Genomic DNA, 13,655 nt, shown 5'->3' with positions numbered 1-13,655 from the left:
ATCTCAATTACTGAATATGTTCAGCATTCTCTCGGGAGGGTCGGCTATGGATCCAGCAGGTCACCCGGATGCCCTCGATCAGGCCACCACGGGTGCGGCACTCGCGGAAAGCCTCTTCACGACGGCCCACAAATTGCGGCAGAAGGCCAGCAAGCAGCTCTTTAACGAGCAGGTCACCTACGAACGGCTCCGGCTGCTGACGTTCCTCCGCGACGACGGTGACCTCACCATGAGCGAGATGAGCAGTCGACTCGGCGTGACCCCACGGGCCGTGACCACCCTCGCGACGTGCCTGGAATCCGCCCGCATGCTCACCCGCCAAACTCACCCCCGCGACCGGCGATCGATCGTCCTGCACATCACCGACGCCGGGCGTCAGGCCACCGATCAGCTCTGGGACGCTCACCGCGACGCAATGGCCGCCGTGGTCGACAAACTCACCCCGGCCCAGAAGGCCACACTTCACGACATCCTCGACACCCTGGACGCCGACCGGTGAATCGCGGCCTGAACCTGACGGATGGTACGACCCCCGACACCCAGCTCCGGTGCGCCATTCGCCGCGAAAGAACCGGCGGCCCATCCCAACGGGTGGCCTAGTGACGCGGCCGGCCGCAGATCAGCCTCTGACGGGTCCAACACGTGCTCGGCAGACTGAGCCACGCCCTGCCCTATCCATCGAGAGACCTCTACGTCGGTCACCCGCCGAGCGCCGGCAGAACTTGCCATCATTTCCAGCCCCGGCCCCCCAAACGCTCTCGAAACTCACAATCAAACGCTGTCAGAACTCACCGCACAGCCAGTTGCAACCGTCAGTAGAAACCACCCGGTCGAAAACGAGGCCACCTAGACCGATTGGATGGGTGATCTCAGTGGAAGATTGGGCGTCGAACCGTGGCCGGTGGCCGACGGTGGAGCGCGCGTTGGCTTCGACCGGGCGCCGAGGTTTGAGCGCAAGTCGGTGCCGACGTCGGTTGCCCGTTCGAACCACCGGTGCGCGCGCTGCTGGCAGAGCACCGGACATGCCGGCCACGGTGATCGCCGAACGGGTGGGTTGGACCGGGCGATCATGTGGTTCGGTGACCACGTGCGCCCGCTATGCCCTGGGCACCGCAGGCGCGATCCGGCTGACCGGCTGATGTGGGCTGCCGGGGACGCAGAACAGTGTGACCTGTGGTTCCCACCGCGCAAGATCGCGCTCGAGGACGGCACGAGGGTGTTGTTGCCGGTGCTGGTGATCACCGCGGGCTAGTCCCACTTCATGCTCGCCCAGATGATCCACGCGAGACGCATCGAGGACCTGCTGCTGGCCACCTGAGAGTTCTTCCAGCGGCTGGGTTTGGAGCTGCGGCGGCTTGTCTGGTACGCCGCTGGCATCGGCCGCGGCAGCGGCATGCCGAGGGGGGCGCAGGGTCTACCGGCATGCTGGGTACCAGGCTGGTGCGGCTGCGCCCACGTGATCCCGAGTCGAAGGGCATTGTCGAGCGCTGCAACGGTTCCTTGAGACCTGCTTCATGCCGGCCGCGACTTCACCTCACCGACCGACTTCAGCACCCAGTTCGCCGGGTGGCTGACCCGCGCAAACGCGCGGATAGTGCGTACGATCATGGCTCGCCCGGTCGACCTTCTCGACGTCGACAAGACCGCCATGCCGCCGCAGGTGGGCTGGTCGAGTCGGGTCCGGCTGGGCCGCGACTATTACGTCCGCGTGGACGTGTCCGACTACTCCGTCGACACGGCTGTGATCGGCCGGCTCGTCGACGTCCACGCCGACCTGGACCACGTGCAGGTCGCAATCGACGGCCGCCTGGGTGGCGAGCATGCCCGGGTCTGGGCACGCGGACAGATCGTCACCGACCCCGCTCACGTCTCGACCGCCAGGGTGTTGCGGGAACAGTTCCAGCAGCCGGTCCCGCCATCGCACGACACCCGCGACGGCCTGGTGCGGGACCTGGCCGACTGCGGCCTCGGCCTGGTCGATGGGCTGGCAGGTGGCTTGATGCCGACCGCGAAGACCCAGAGCACCGGCGGGAACGAGGCGCTCAAGCAGATCCACTACCTGGCCGGCGCGATGAAGGCAGCGCGCATCACCGAGTCCTCGGCCCGGCTGGGCGAACACGACAGTGATGCCGGCTGGATCCACGAGGAATACCTCGCCGCGGAGTGGGATCGTGAGGTCGCTACCCGGAACGCGACGGGGCACGGCAACGGATGCGAGCCGCCGGGTTCGGTGCCCGCAAGCCCCTCGAAGAGTTCGACTGGGACGCCCTACCAGCTGTGCGGCAACATGTCGCTGCCCTTCTATCCGGCGGGTTCCTGACCGATGTCGGGAAAGTCGTCCTGCTCGGCCGACCCGGCACCGGCGAGACTCGCCTGGCCACCGGCCTCGGGATCGCCCCAGCCGGCCACCAACTGCTGTTCGCCACCGCCACCGACTTGGTCACCCGACTCATCGACGCCCACCGCGCCGGCAAACTCCCTACCGAGCCGACAGGCTCCGCCGCCCCGTGCTGATCATCGTCGGCGAGGTCGGCTACCTGCCGTTCGAGCAAGACGCCGCGAAACCTGTCCCTACAGCTCGTGAGCTTGCGCTGCGAGCACGCCAGGCTCATCGGCCCCACACGCGAGCGTCGTCGACACTCGATCGGTCGCTGACCGCAGTAGCTTTGAGTACGAATTACTCATCCCAAACCGGTGTGCGCCATGGTTACCTGGATACGCGGAGCAGCGGGCGGACGCTGGGACGGCCTTCAACGGCACGAAGTCTCTACGTGTCTCGTCCGTGTCGAAGGCCCCGCTCGTGCTGGGCGTGATGATGTGGGAGAAAGCTATGAGTATCGATAGGTCTACGGCGGATTCCGTAGGTAGCGGCCATGTGCGCGACGTGCTGTTGCTCGGTGCGGCGGGGAACAGCGGTCGGGCGATCGCGGCTGAGTTGGCCGCCCACGGCCTGTCTCTGCGGCTGGCCGGGCGCCGCCGTGGCCCACTGGAGGATCTCGCCCGGGCTCTGACCGCCGGCGGGACGAAGGCCGATGTGCGTACCATTGATCTCGGAGACGCGGGATCACTGGCTGAAGCGTTCCTCGGTGTCGGGGTCGTGCTGTCCACCGTTGGGCCGTTCGCTCGGCAAGCCACACCGGTGATTGAGGCTTGCCTCGCCCTCGGAGTTTCATACGTGGACATAGCAAACGAGTGGCTGGCTGTGCGGGGGCTGCTCGATCGTGACGAGCAGGCGCGCGCACATCAGGTCACGTTGGTGACGGGTGCTGGATTCGGGCCAGCGGCGACCGAGACCTTGGTCCTGCGCCTGGTTGAACACATGGGTGTGGTGCCGGTTCGAGTGCGTGTGGCGGCCGCTGCCGGTGTGGCTAGCCAAGGTGAGGGTGTGCGTCAGACGGTCCAGGAGGCCTTGGGGGAGGGAGCCATCACCTACCGTGACGGTCAGGTGATTCGAGAGACTCTCGGTAGTGGAGCGACGACTTTGACCTTCGGCGGTGTGGAACGGCAAGTGCTGCCCGGGCCGGTCGGTGACCTGGAGACGGCTAGGTTGGCCAGCGGCGCCGCCAACGTGGTGGCCTACATCCCGAACCCGACGGCGCATCGGGGCGGACTCGACTCCTGGACGTGGGCCGAAGCCGTCGGGCCCGATGGGCGGACTGTCACGGCCGAGTTGCGAGCCGGTGAGGGCGTCCAGGCGACTGCCGCCATCGCCGCCGAAACAGCCCGGCGTGTTCTGGCAGGGGCCGCGCCCGGCGCCTGGACGGCCGGCCAGCTCTTCGGTGCCGCTCTTGTAACCGATGCCACCAACGCGCAGGTAACCATGAACCAAGAGCCGGCGTGAACCGGCGGGCGTCGCGCAAGCGATACGAGGCGCTGCGCAGACTCAATGTGAACGTGAGCCACATCAGGCAACGTGCGGGCGAGCGAGCGGCATCTATTCAGGAGAGTACTCGGTGAGTTCGATTAGGGCGGTGTCGGTGGTCAGCACCGGCACGGTCTATATCCGACCGCAGCACCTACGGTTTGACGGAACCCCGCCGCTGTGGTGGCTGCTGACCTCGCGGCGCTGGATCGGACCGCTGCCGATCAATGCGTTCCTGATCGAGCATGCCGACGGGCTGGTTCTGTTCGACACGGGACAGGACCAAACTTCGGTGACCGATCCTGACTATTTCCCGAAGGGTTTCACCGGGCTGCTGAACCGGCGCTTGGCGCGTTTCGACGTCGCCCCGGATCAGACACTGACCGCGCGGTTGGCCGGCATCGGTTATGACATCGCCGATGTGCACACGGTTGTCCTGTCGCACCTGCACATCGACCATGTCGGCGGGCTCCCCGAACTGAGGCATGCCACTATCGTTGTCAGCGGCGAGGAACGGCGGACGCTGGAAAGGCCGTTCGCTGAGGTGAACGGTCTGATGCGCAATCACATCATGCTGCCGGGCCTGCGTTGGCAGCTCATCACCCCGCAGCCTACCGATGACCCGTCATTGACGCCGTTCACCGACGTGCATGACCTGTTCGGTGACGGCAGCCTGGTCCTGCTGCCCACACCTGGTCACACTCCTGGCTCGCTGTCCCTGCTCGTGCGACGCCCCGACTGCCCACCTCTGCTGATGGTCGGTGACCTCACCTTCGATGTGCACCTGATGGAAAGCGGACAGGTGCCAGGCCTAGGTCAACGCAGCCGATCACGCGAGAGCACCCGAAAGGTCAACATCATTCGGCAGAGCCACCCTGACCTGGTCATCCTGCCTACGCACGATCCCGAAGCATCAGCCCGCCTGGCCGTCGCCGAGCAAACCAAACCCGCGTCCGGCCGCTGACTCGAGACCTCGGTCGGTCAACCCGATGTGAACCTTCTGTGATGCACGGCATGCCTTTTAGGAGGGAAAATGAAGATCGATCAGCTTGAGGCGATCCAGCTGGGTGGTATCACGCAATGGATCCGTATGCGCGGGACGGACAGATCCAACCCGGTGCTCCTGCTGATGCAGCAGGGCCCAGGACTCCCGATCATCAATGAAGTACGCGGCTATGAGCGCCGTCTCAACCTGGAGAAGGACTTCACGGTCATCTACTGGGACCAACGAGGGACCGGGCTGTCGGCACTGTCGCTGCGCAGGAACGCGAACCGATTCGAGATCAGCCCGACGCGGATGGTCGATGACACGGTATCGGTCCTGGAACTGCTGCACGATCGATTCGGCCGCAAAACACTCATCGCCGGGTTCTCCTTCGGCGCAACATATGCCGTACAGGCCGCCGTCAAGCGCCCAGAACTCGTAGCGGCAATCGTAGCAACCGGCATGGACATCGACGTCCCCGCAGCCGAGAAGCACACCTATGACTTCCTTCTCAACACGGCCCGCGAACGAGGCAAGCGACGCGCGATCCGCCAGATGAAGGCCATCGGCCCGCCTCCCCTCGTAAAGGCGAAGCAGTTCACAACCCGGGCCCGCTGGGTAGCCAATTTCGGAGGCGTAACAGCCAACGAGAATTTCAACAGCCTGCTCCGCGCGATGCTCATCAGCCTGGTGCGCTCGCCAGACTACTCGCCCGCCGACATCATCCGAACCGTCCGCGGGATGACAGCCGCACCGGCTGCGCTGCTCCCCCAACTCGCCACCACCGACCTGGTGGACACCATGCCCCGCCTCGACGTCCCCATAATCTTGGCCCAAGGCCGGCTGGACCAGGTTGCGCCCGGCGATGCCACGCAACGGTTCTACGACTCACTGACCGCACCGAGTAAACAGTTGGTGTGGTTCGAAGAATCTGCGCACACCCCCCAATATGACGAACCCGACAAGTTCCGGGCCTTGCTCATGAACGTCAAAGCCAGCCACCTCGCCAACGCCTGACCGTGTCGTCGTGAACACCCAGCTCGCAGCAGCGGCCCCGGCAGCCTCCATCTCGATGCGCCGCTCGCGCACCCAGTTTCCTCCCATCAACTCAGCCCGCCGGGTAGTCGGGGCGCCACTTGGCGCTCTGACTGCGCCGACCACGGTCCCTCCTAGCCGGGTCGATCACCCAGAGGGTTGCCGAAGGTCTTGTCCGCACATGCGCTGATGGCTGCCGATCACCACGGCCGTACTCAGCAGTGCGTCGACCGGATCCGATTCATCATCGGACAGTCGGTACCGGTGGTCAGCGGCTGCTCACTCTGAGTGGGGTCGCACAGGGCTGCGCGCATACGGGAGATTGTGGGTGATCGGCGGCGGTGCGCGCGATCCGAACAAGTGATGATGATGCAGGCCGTCTCTGCGTTGAACCGGGCCGATACCTTCTGCGTAGACAAGGGCGAAGTCAAGCGGGAACTGATCGACGATCCTGCGACGCCGCGCGAAGGTCCACACCGGGTTGTCCTGGGGCAAGGATCCTCGAGCGAGACCGGCCAGCAGCGCGTCGACGACTTGGGCGACGTAGGCGGCGGCGTTGATGGCGTCGGCGCGGGGGAGAGGACCAGGTGGGCGCGTTCCTGATCTGGGCGCGATCCGTCGCAGCACGACAGCACGATTGTGGAACCTAGACGACATCACGGCGCGCGGGGCGAGCTGGAGTTTCTCGGTTGAGATCATCCCTGGGATCAGCAGCGTGTCGGAGCTGACCGGCGGCACTGGGTTGGGCTGAACCAGGTCAGGCGGTCGATCCAGATCACCACCGGCCGGCGGCTCGCGCAGGGGCCGGACGACGTGGACGAGTGGTCGTGATGCCGGACGCGTCGACGGCGTTCGTCGAGCACCTAGACCAGAACGCCGACAATCTGCTGGGTGCCTACCTCGGCACTCGGCGCGATCCTCATCTCAGGTCGTCTGAGCAAGGTCGCAGCCGAGATCGCAAGGGTTGGATCATCGATGCCGACGTGCTGAGACGTGGACCAAAGGTGGACTGTTTCGGCCTCGGGTCGAAGCGGAGGTCAAGGCGACGCTTCCGGTATTGACAAGGAGACTCTTGGTCGTGCCCGCTCCGGTCCGGCTGAGAACGCAGATTTGTGGGACAGCGGACCAAAAGCCGGTGCTTCGTCGCGAAGCTGTGCAGGCGTATCGGTGTGGGTGTGACCGTGCCGGGCGTGAGTGATGGGCCGCGTCAAACCCCACTGTTGACAGTTGGTGTCGATTGCGGGCTGAGCGGTTCGTCTCCTTCAGCAAGGTGGCCGCCTCGCCACTGCGTGAACATTGTTGAAAGGGCGCTGACACGTGGAGTATCTGGTGCTGATTGTCGGCGGCGCTCGAAAACTGAACACTTTCGGCGGTGAAAAGTGAGCACTCGACGATGGGAGAGTGATCACTTTGGAGGACTGGGCGCTGATCAGGAGGTTGGCGGCAGAGGGGGTGCCGAAGGCGCGGATCGCGGAGCGTTTGGGGATCTCGCGGACGACGGTGATCAAGGCGGTCAACTCGGACGCGCCGCCCCGGTATGAGCGCAAGCCGGCACCAACGTCGTTCACGGCGTTCGAGCCGCGGGTGCGTGAGTTGCTGGAGCAGACGCCTGACATGCCGGCCACGGTGCTGGCCGAGCGGGTCGGGTGGACCGGATCGATCCGGTGGTTCCGCGAGAACGTGGCACGGCTGCGGCCGACGCACCGGCCCATCGATCCGGCTGACCGGATCGTATGGGCACCTGGTGATGCGGCCCAGTGTGATTTGTGGTTTCCGCCACGGAAGATCTCGTTGGAAGACGGCAGCGCGAAGTTGCTGCCGGTGCTGGTGATCACAGCTGCGTACTCGAGGTTCATGGCGGCGCGGATGATCCCGACGCGCAAGACCGAGGACCTGCTGCTGGGGTCGTGGGAACTGATCCAGCAGCTGGGGCGTGTCCCGCGCCGGCTGATCTGGGACAACGAACCCGGCATCGGCCGCGGACAGCGTCGCGCCGAAGGCGTTGGGGCGTTCATGGGCACGCTGGCCACCAAACTGGTCCTGCTTCCGCCCAGAGACCCCGAATCCAAGGGCATTGTGGAGCGCCGCAACGGCTGGTTCGAGACCTCGTTCATGCCCGGCCGGGCGTTCACGTCGCCGGCAGACTTCAACGCCCAATTCACCGACTGGCTGACGCGGGCCAACGCACGAGTGGTCCGCACCATCAAGGCCGCACCGACGGACCTGGTCGACGCAGATCGGGCCGCGATGCTGGCGTTGCCGCCGATCCCGTTGCATCTGGGCTGGCGCAACAAGATCCGGCTGGGACGCGACTACTACGTCCGCCTCGACACCAACGACTACTCCGTCGACCCGACCGTGATCGGCCGGATGGTCGACGTCGCCGCAGACCTCGAACGCGTCCGGGTCCGCGCAGAAGGCCGCACCGTCGCCGAACACCCCCGCGTCTGGGCCAGACGAACCACCATCACCGACCCGACGCACGTTCAGACAGCCGCCTGGCTGCGCAAACAGTTCCAGCAACCCCGCGCCGTCGTCGCTGGTGATGATCTGGCCCGGGATCTCAGCGACTACGACCGCGCATTCGGGCTCACCGCCGAGGAAGGAATCAGCTGATGGCTGCCACGAAACCCACCGCGAAGCCGACCGAAGCGGTCAAGCAGATCACCTATCTGGCCGCCGCGCTGAAAGCACCCCGGATCACCGAGGCCGCCGCCCGGCTGGCCGACCAGGCCCGTGATGCCGGCTGGACCCATGAGGACTACCTCGCAGCCGTTCTCGAACGCGAAGTCAGCGCCCGCAACTCATCCGGCGCCCGACTACGAATCCGCGCGGCCGGGTTCGATGCCGTCAAGACCCTCGAGGACTTCGACTTCGACGCCCAACCAGCAGCACGCCAACAGATCGCAGCACTCGCATCAGGCGGGTTCCTCACCGAGGCCCGCAACGTCGTACTCCTCGGCCCGCCCGGCACCGGCAAAACCCACCTGGCCACCGCCCTGGGAGTCGCGGCCGCCAGACACGGACACCGAGTCCTGTTCGCCACCGCGACCGACTGGGTCACCCGGCTCACCGACGCCCACCGCGCCGGCAAGCTCCCGAACGAGCTCGCCAGGCTGCGCCGCTACGGGCTGATCATCGTCGACGAGGTCGGCTACCTCCCGTTCGAGCAAGACGCCGCGAACCTGTTCTTCCAACTCGTCTCCTCCCGCTACGAACACGCCTCACTCATCCTCACCAGCAACCTGCCCTTCTCCGGCTGGGGCGGCGTCTTCGGCGACCAAGCCGTCGCCGCAGCCATGATCGACCGCATCGTCCACCACGCCGACGTCCTCACCCTCAAAGGCGCCAGCTACCGACTCCGCGGACGCGGCATCGACAGCCTCCCCAGCATCCGCACCACCACCGACCAAACGCAGTCCTAGACTGCCAACAACCGCTCACTTTTCAACCGCCGAAACCGACCAGCTTTAGAGCGCCGTCGACACTGATCTACCGGGACGAGTCCAAGGACGGCGAGGTCGATTAGGGCAAGCTCGGCCAGGAGTACGCGGAGTACGCCGCGGCGGCCGCGCTGGCCCGCTGTGATGCGCGGTGGGCAGCGGTTCCAACCTTCCGTGACCGCCAGCACAGTCGCTGTTCGGGACGGCGAGCGGCTGGTCACCGATGGGCCGTCCGCCGAGGCGCGCGAACAGCTCGGCGGCTGCTTCGCCCTTGAGTGCGCCAACTGGACGAGGCGCTGGACTGGGCGGCGCGGTGTCCGGGCGAGTCACGGCACGGTCGAGGCGCGTCCGGTGATGCCGACCTGATCGGAACCGACGACCTCGGCCGGATCTTCGGCGCCGAGCACGCCTTGGCCGACGCCTGCCTCATGGCGGTCCGGCACCGGCCGGACACAGGTATCCCCGATCATCCAGCTGCTTGGCTGACCGCGGTGGCCCGCAACGCGGCGATCGACACGATCCGCCGTGAGAAGCCCCTGACCGGCAAGCTCGCCCTTCTACGCACGGAGACCCCAAGGCGCACACAATCACGTCGGACCTGAACGGTGACGACCTTCCGGATCAGCGGCTGCGGCGGTTCTCCACCTGCTGCCACCCGGCGTTGCCCGGTCCGGCCTCGGCCGTGCTGACCCTGCGCCGGCCTGACCACTGCTGATGCGGCCCGGCTTCCTGCCCACAGAGCCGGCAATCGCGCAGCCGATCGTGCGCGCGAAACGGAAGATCCGCGACGCCGTCATCCCTTATCGCGTCCCGGGCCGAACCGAACTGCCGGAGCGACTGCTCGCCGTGCTGGCAGTGCTCTATCTGCTGTTCACCGAGGGCTAGGCAGCCACCACCGGCGCGGTCCAGATCAGATTCGAGCTCTGCGAGGAGGCGATCCGCCTCGCCCGCGCACTGCACCAGTTGCTGCCCGATGAGGCCGAGGCACCGCCCGGCTGGCCTCGCTGCTGCTGACCGATGCCCGCCGACCAGCCCGGATTGACCAACGCTGACCGATCTGGGTGAGGTTTTCTGGGCTCATGCATTGTCTTAGTTGGCGAGTAACAGTGCCGGCATGCCCGGAGGTTCGATGACACGATGATCTGGTCGGCGGGGGCGTGTCCGAAGTCGACGGTGACGGCGCTGATGCGGATCGAGTGGACGTACAGTCGGCGCGATCGTGGCGGGGTGAGTGCCGACGCGGTCCGATACCGGTTCGGCGGGGTGGCCCAGGTTGGGATCGACGGGGTCAGCTACCGCAAGGGCCAGAATTACTTGATCGTTGTGGTTGAGGTCCTCGAAGGAGTAGGCGCGTAGCTCGCTGTCTTCTGGGAAAGTACTGTCGCAGCAGGCCGTTGGAGTTTCGCTGGCCGGTCGCTGCCGTGGTTCGCCGGTGTGGGCGAAGAACACGCCATCGCGGAAGAGTGTCGCGATCCGGTCGTGGCCGGCCATCTCCCGGGCCTTGGTCCCAGGTTCGCGTGGATCGAACTGTCCTAGGCGGCTGGGTCATGGAAGTGGTGAGGCCGGCGACGAGTTCGTCGGCGGTTCGACCATCGGGTGGGGTGGTCGAGCTCGATGGAGCGGCTTGGCCGACAGACCAGGCGCCGATCGCCGACAAGGCCACCGGGCCCGTGATCAGGTCAGCCTCCCAATCACAGACCCGACCTCGGGCGTTCGCAAGTGCAGGGCGAGGGCCGATCAGCGGCGCTGGTGCGACCAACCGGAGAAGTCTTTCCTGCTCATGCCTCCCGGCATCCGGGTCAGGGCCGCAGTGCACCGCCGACTGTGAAACTGTCGTAGATTGTGGAGCCGAGGCTGGTCTGGTCCATCTGGGTAATGGAACCTTTGTCGTCGACAGTGAGGAGCGTGACCTTGCCGTTTGCGTTCGTCTCGGCGGCAAGGTGCATGATCGCCTCGCCGGCGCGGATGACGGTCCAGGTGGCTGAGCCGCCTGCTGCCTGGGAACGCTGGTACATAGCGTCTGAGGCGTCGGTGGCGATCAGATTGAGTTTCCCTGTGCTGTCACGGGCAGCAGCCACCTCGCTTACGAACAGGTTGCTGGGATCGGTGAGTTGGGTGAACTCGGTCCACGTGGAGGCATTCGCGGCGGTTTGTGCCGTCGTCCAGATGTGTCCATGAGTGTCGACGGCGAAGGCTTGGACGATTCCGTCGTTGTCGGTTTCGGCGGCGACAGAGGTGAAGGAGGGGAGCGCAGGGAGCCGTGTCCAGGGATTCCAGGTCGGGTCTCCAGCCTTGGTTTGGGAGCTGAAGAACGGCACCCCCTGCGGATTGATTCCGACTGCAGTCATCACTCCATTCTCGTTGCGGGCGATGGCGACGGACTGCAGGGTCCCGTTGATCTGGCTCCAGCCGGTGAAGGCCGGGTCCCCGGCCCTGATCTGCTGGCGCTGGAAGATCTGGCCGGAAGCTGTCAGCGCCAGCATCTGTCCCCGATCGTCGGCGTTGATGTCGGCGGCGGTCGAGAGCCAGCCGCTGTTGGCCGACTGTTTCCAGCCATTCCAGGTATGCGCGTTCGGCGCCGTCTGGTTGGTTGAGAACATGTTGCCAGGCGGCATCGTATTGGTCCCGACGGCTTGCAGGGCACCGCCCTTGGTCTTCGCAAGAGATACCGAGGTTCCTTCAAATGTAGGTGGGATGTAGAGGATGGCGTTGTGTTCGGGGACACTGCTGGGCAGGCCGGTGATCAGGTCCGGCGTGGAGTTGGCAAGGATTTGCGCCTTGACCGCCGCCGAGAGTTGGGCCTCAGGCACTCCGGCGAACTGCCCCGTGCCAAGCAACAACGCTGCGGCACCCGCCACATAAGGCGCGGCGAACGACGTTCCGATATTCGTAGAGAAACCCGTAGGGGACGCGAAGCTGTCGGATCGAAGGTTGGTTCCTGGAGCCCAAATATTGACACAATCACCGAAGTCGGAATATGTGGCGCGGCTATCAAAACTGCTGAGTGCTCCAACGTTGATGGTTCCGGCAGCAGCTCCCACGGGATCGCCGCAGGCGTCAATGGGGTGTGTGCCAGGCCGAAGCGCCTCTCCGGCGGCCGTCACCATAGGGATGCCGTGCTGCATCGCGCTCTGCTCTGCCGCGACGATCGCCTGAAAGCTACCAGGCGCACAAGGGACAGGCTGCTGGCCGCCGTCGTCCACGCAAGAACTGCCCAGGCTAAGGTTGATGACGGCAGGCTTGATCGCGTTCGTGATCACGTAGTTGATGGCATTGATGATGGGATCTTCAGTAGCCGCCAAGCCTTTACAGTCGAATATTCGCACCGCCACGACCTGCGCTGCCTTGGCAACACCGTAGGTTGTGCCGGCCGCGAGCCCCGCCACGGCCGTGCCGTGCCCGTCGCAGTCATCCGATGTAGAGTGCACCGGCGTCTCCGAGGTGACATAATTCGGTCCGAGCGTCACCCTCCCGGTGAAATCAGGGTTGTTGTTCGCGTGAATCCCAGTATCGAGGACGTAGATGTGCACGCCTGCACCCGCGGTCGCATAGTGGAAGCGATCATTCGTCCCTTGACGCTCGTCCAACCGGTCGAGTCCCCATACGTCATTTCCTACTGGGGGCTTTTCCTGCGTACCATTGACGTGATATTGGCGCTCTTGTTGGACCCACGCGACGTTCGGGTTGCTGGCGAGTTTCAGCGCTTCGCTCGCCTTCATGCTCACGGAGAACCCGTGCGGTGCAACTTGCCAAATGTTCTTAATGTGCCCCTGGTACGCACGCGCGAGTTGCCTCGCGCTCGCCGGAATACCCCGCGCCGTGACCCAAGCGTCATCTTTCAGACCAACGACGTACTGCCCGGCGGTGGCGCCGGAATCGGCACCGAGAATTCTCGGTGCGGACCTCGCCGGAGCCAGCATCGTGCTGGCACCGGCCGGCGCACCCGCCACGACTACCAGGGACGACAGGGCGAGTACCGCCGATGCCACGACCCGAGACAATCCTTGCAGCCTGGAAGTTCTCAACCAACCCACCTCACACCTATTCAGGCCCGTTAGGGGACGCCAGACCCTCGAACGGTGATCAGGGCCTCAAGACGTTTTGAAGTGTGGCAACGGCGACCTGGCGTTGACATGAGCAAGACCTGCTCACTTACAGACGCAGAGCTGACACCGGCCCGAGTAGGACGGGAGGGCTGGACGCCGAAGGGTGTTGGGCGTCAATGTGCGCGAGTCAACGAGTGGCGTCCCTCATCCCGGCGCGGAGTTCGATGGACAATCACAACAAGGTAGAGGCGTTCGGAGACGCGCCGTCATCATCCGCCTCGTCG

At 65.3% G+C, this 13,655-nt stretch carries 14 protein-coding genes; 12 read left to right on the top strand and 2 right to left on the bottom strand.

Going from position 1 to position 13,655, the window contains the following annotated elements:
• The first annotated feature begins 46 nt into the window (after nt 1–46).
• From OG876_RS00290 to OG876_RS00250, 9 genes are all read left to right on the top strand, one after another.
• Complete coding sequence (locus OG876_RS00290; protein WP_328522702.1) at nt 47–499, top strand: MarR family winged helix-turn-helix transcriptional regulator; 453 nt, start codon at nt 47–49, stop codon at nt 497–499.
• A 1,107-nt stretch (nt 500–1,606) separates the two neighbouring features.
• Entirely contained in the window at nt 1,607–2,320 is a 714-nt protein-coding gene (locus OG876_RS00285) for a Mu transposase domain-containing protein (RefSeq protein ID WP_328522701.1), read from the top strand.
• Entirely contained in the window at nt 2,212–2,514 is a 303-nt protein-coding gene (locus OG876_RS43805; protein WP_442914074.1) for an ATP-binding protein, read from the top strand. Before OG876_RS00285 ends, OG876_RS43805 begins: the two co-directional genes overlap by 109 nt.
• 268 nt (nt 2,515–2,782) lie before the next feature.
• Entirely contained in the window at nt 2,783–3,841 is a 1,059-nt protein-coding gene (locus tag OG876_RS00275; protein WP_328522699.1) for a saccharopine dehydrogenase NADP-binding domain-containing protein, read from the top strand.
• A gap of 130 nt (nt 3,842–3,971) precedes the next feature.
• Nucleotides 3,972–4,826: an N-acyl homoserine lactonase family protein gene (locus OG876_RS00270; protein ID WP_328522698.1), complete on the top strand. Its 855-nt coding sequence runs from the start codon at nt 3,972–3,974 to the stop codon at nt 4,824–4,826.
• A 69-nt stretch (nt 4,827–4,895) separates the two neighbouring features.
• Complete coding sequence (locus tag OG876_RS00265) at nt 4,896–5,864, top strand: alpha/beta fold hydrolase (protein WP_328522697.1); 969 nt, start codon at nt 4,896–4,898, stop codon at nt 5,862–5,864.
• Between the two features lie 1,419 nt (nt 5,865–7,283).
• Nucleotides 7,284–8,498, top strand: coding sequence for an IS21 family transposase (istA, locus tag OG876_RS00260; protein WP_328522696.1), 1,215 nt, complete (start codon nt 7,284–7,286; stop codon nt 8,496–8,498).
• Entirely contained in the window at nt 8,498–9,307 is an 810-nt protein-coding gene (istB, locus tag OG876_RS00255) for an IS21-like element helper ATPase IstB (protein WP_328522695.1), read from the top strand. The genes istA and istB overlap by 1 nt, the downstream gene beginning before the upstream one ends.
• Before the next feature lie 162 nt (nt 9,308–9,469).
• Entirely contained in the window at nt 9,470–9,691 is a 222-nt protein-coding gene (locus OG876_RS00250; protein WP_328522694.1) for a YciI family protein, read from the top strand.
• On the opposite strand, the gene OG876_RS00245 is transcribed toward OG876_RS00250, so the two are convergent.
• Complete coding sequence (locus tag OG876_RS00245; protein WP_328527042.1) at nt 9,652–9,795, bottom strand: hypothetical protein; 144 nt, start codon at nt 9,793–9,795, stop codon at nt 9,652–9,654. The two genes, OG876_RS00250 and OG876_RS00245, sit on opposite strands and share 40 nt — an antisense overlap.
• Between OG876_RS00245 and OG876_RS43800 the strand changes: the two genes are divergently transcribed.
• The 3 genes from OG876_RS43800 to OG876_RS00235 all read left to right on the top strand — a co-directional run bounded on the left by OG876_RS43800 (nt 9,754) and on the right by OG876_RS00235 (nt 10,681).
• On the top strand, nt 9,754–9,927 hold the full coding sequence (locus OG876_RS43800) for a hypothetical protein (protein WP_442914073.1): 174 nt from the start codon (nt 9,754–9,756) through the stop codon (nt 9,925–9,927). The genes OG876_RS00245 and OG876_RS43800 overlap by 42 nt on opposite strands.
• A 160-nt stretch (nt 9,928–10,087) precedes the next feature.
• Nucleotides 10,088–10,210 (top strand): hypothetical protein, encoded by a 123-nt coding sequence (locus OG876_RS00240; RefSeq protein WP_328522693.1) that lies wholly within the window; start codon nt 10,088–10,090, stop codon nt 10,208–10,210.
• A gap of 252 nt (nt 10,211–10,462) precedes the next feature.
• Nucleotides 10,463–10,681 carry a hypothetical protein gene (locus OG876_RS00235; RefSeq protein ID WP_328522692.1) on the top strand — a complete coding sequence of 73 codons (219 nt, stop codon included), beginning with the start codon at nt 10,463–10,465 and terminating at the stop codon, nt 10,679–10,681.
• A gap of 443 nt (nt 10,682–11,124) precedes the next feature.
• Here OG876_RS00235 and OG876_RS00230 read toward each other — a convergent pair whose 3' ends face one another.
• A complete protein-coding gene (locus OG876_RS00230; RefSeq protein ID WP_328522691.1) occupies nt 11,125–13,314 on the bottom strand; it encodes a S8 family serine peptidase in 2,190 nt (729 codons plus the stop codon).
• Nucleotides 13,315–13,655: the final 341 nt, after the last annotated feature.

The sequence above is a fragment of the Kribbella sp. NBC_00359 genome, assembly GCF_036097425.1.
Lineage (GTDB): Bacteria > Actinomycetota > Actinomycetes > Propionibacteriales > Kribbellaceae > Kribbella.
The sequence above is the reverse complement of the archived record's forward strand: the minus strand, read 5'-3'. Positions and strand labels throughout refer to the sequence as shown.

Coding starts and splice junctions, on each gene's coding strand:
- OG876_RS00290 (WP_328522702.1), top strand. CDS start 47: ATGGATCCAGCAGGTCACCCGGATGCCCTCGATCAGGCCACCACGGGT.
- OG876_RS00285 (WP_328522701.1), top strand. CDS start 1,607: ATGGCTCGCCCGGTCGACCTTCTCGACGTCGACAAGACCGCCATGCCG.
- OG876_RS43805 (WP_442914074.1), top strand. CDS start 2,212: ATGCGAGCCGCCGGGTTCGGTGCCCGCAAGCCCCTCGAAGAGTTCGAC.
- OG876_RS00265 (WP_328522697.1), top strand. CDS start 4,896: ATGAAGATCGATCAGCTTGAGGCGATCCAGCTGGGTGGTATCACGCAA.
- istB (WP_328522695.1), top strand. CDS start 8,498: ATGGCTGCCACGAAACCCACCGCGAAGCCGACCGAAGCGGTCAAGCAG.
- OG876_RS00250 (WP_328522694.1), top strand. CDS start 9,470: ATGCGCGGTGGGCAGCGGTTCCAACCTTCCGTGACCGCCAGCACAGTC.
- OG876_RS43800 (WP_442914073.1), top strand. CDS start 9,754: ATGGCGGTCCGGCACCGGCCGGACACAGGTATCCCCGATCATCCAGCT.
- OG876_RS00245 (WP_328527042.1), bottom strand. CDS start 9,795: ATGATCGGGGATACCTGTGTCCGGCCGGTGCCGGACCGCCATGAGGCA.
- OG876_RS00235 (WP_328522692.1), top strand. CDS start 10,463: ATGATCTGGTCGGCGGGGGCGTGTCCGAAGTCGACGGTGACGGCGCTG.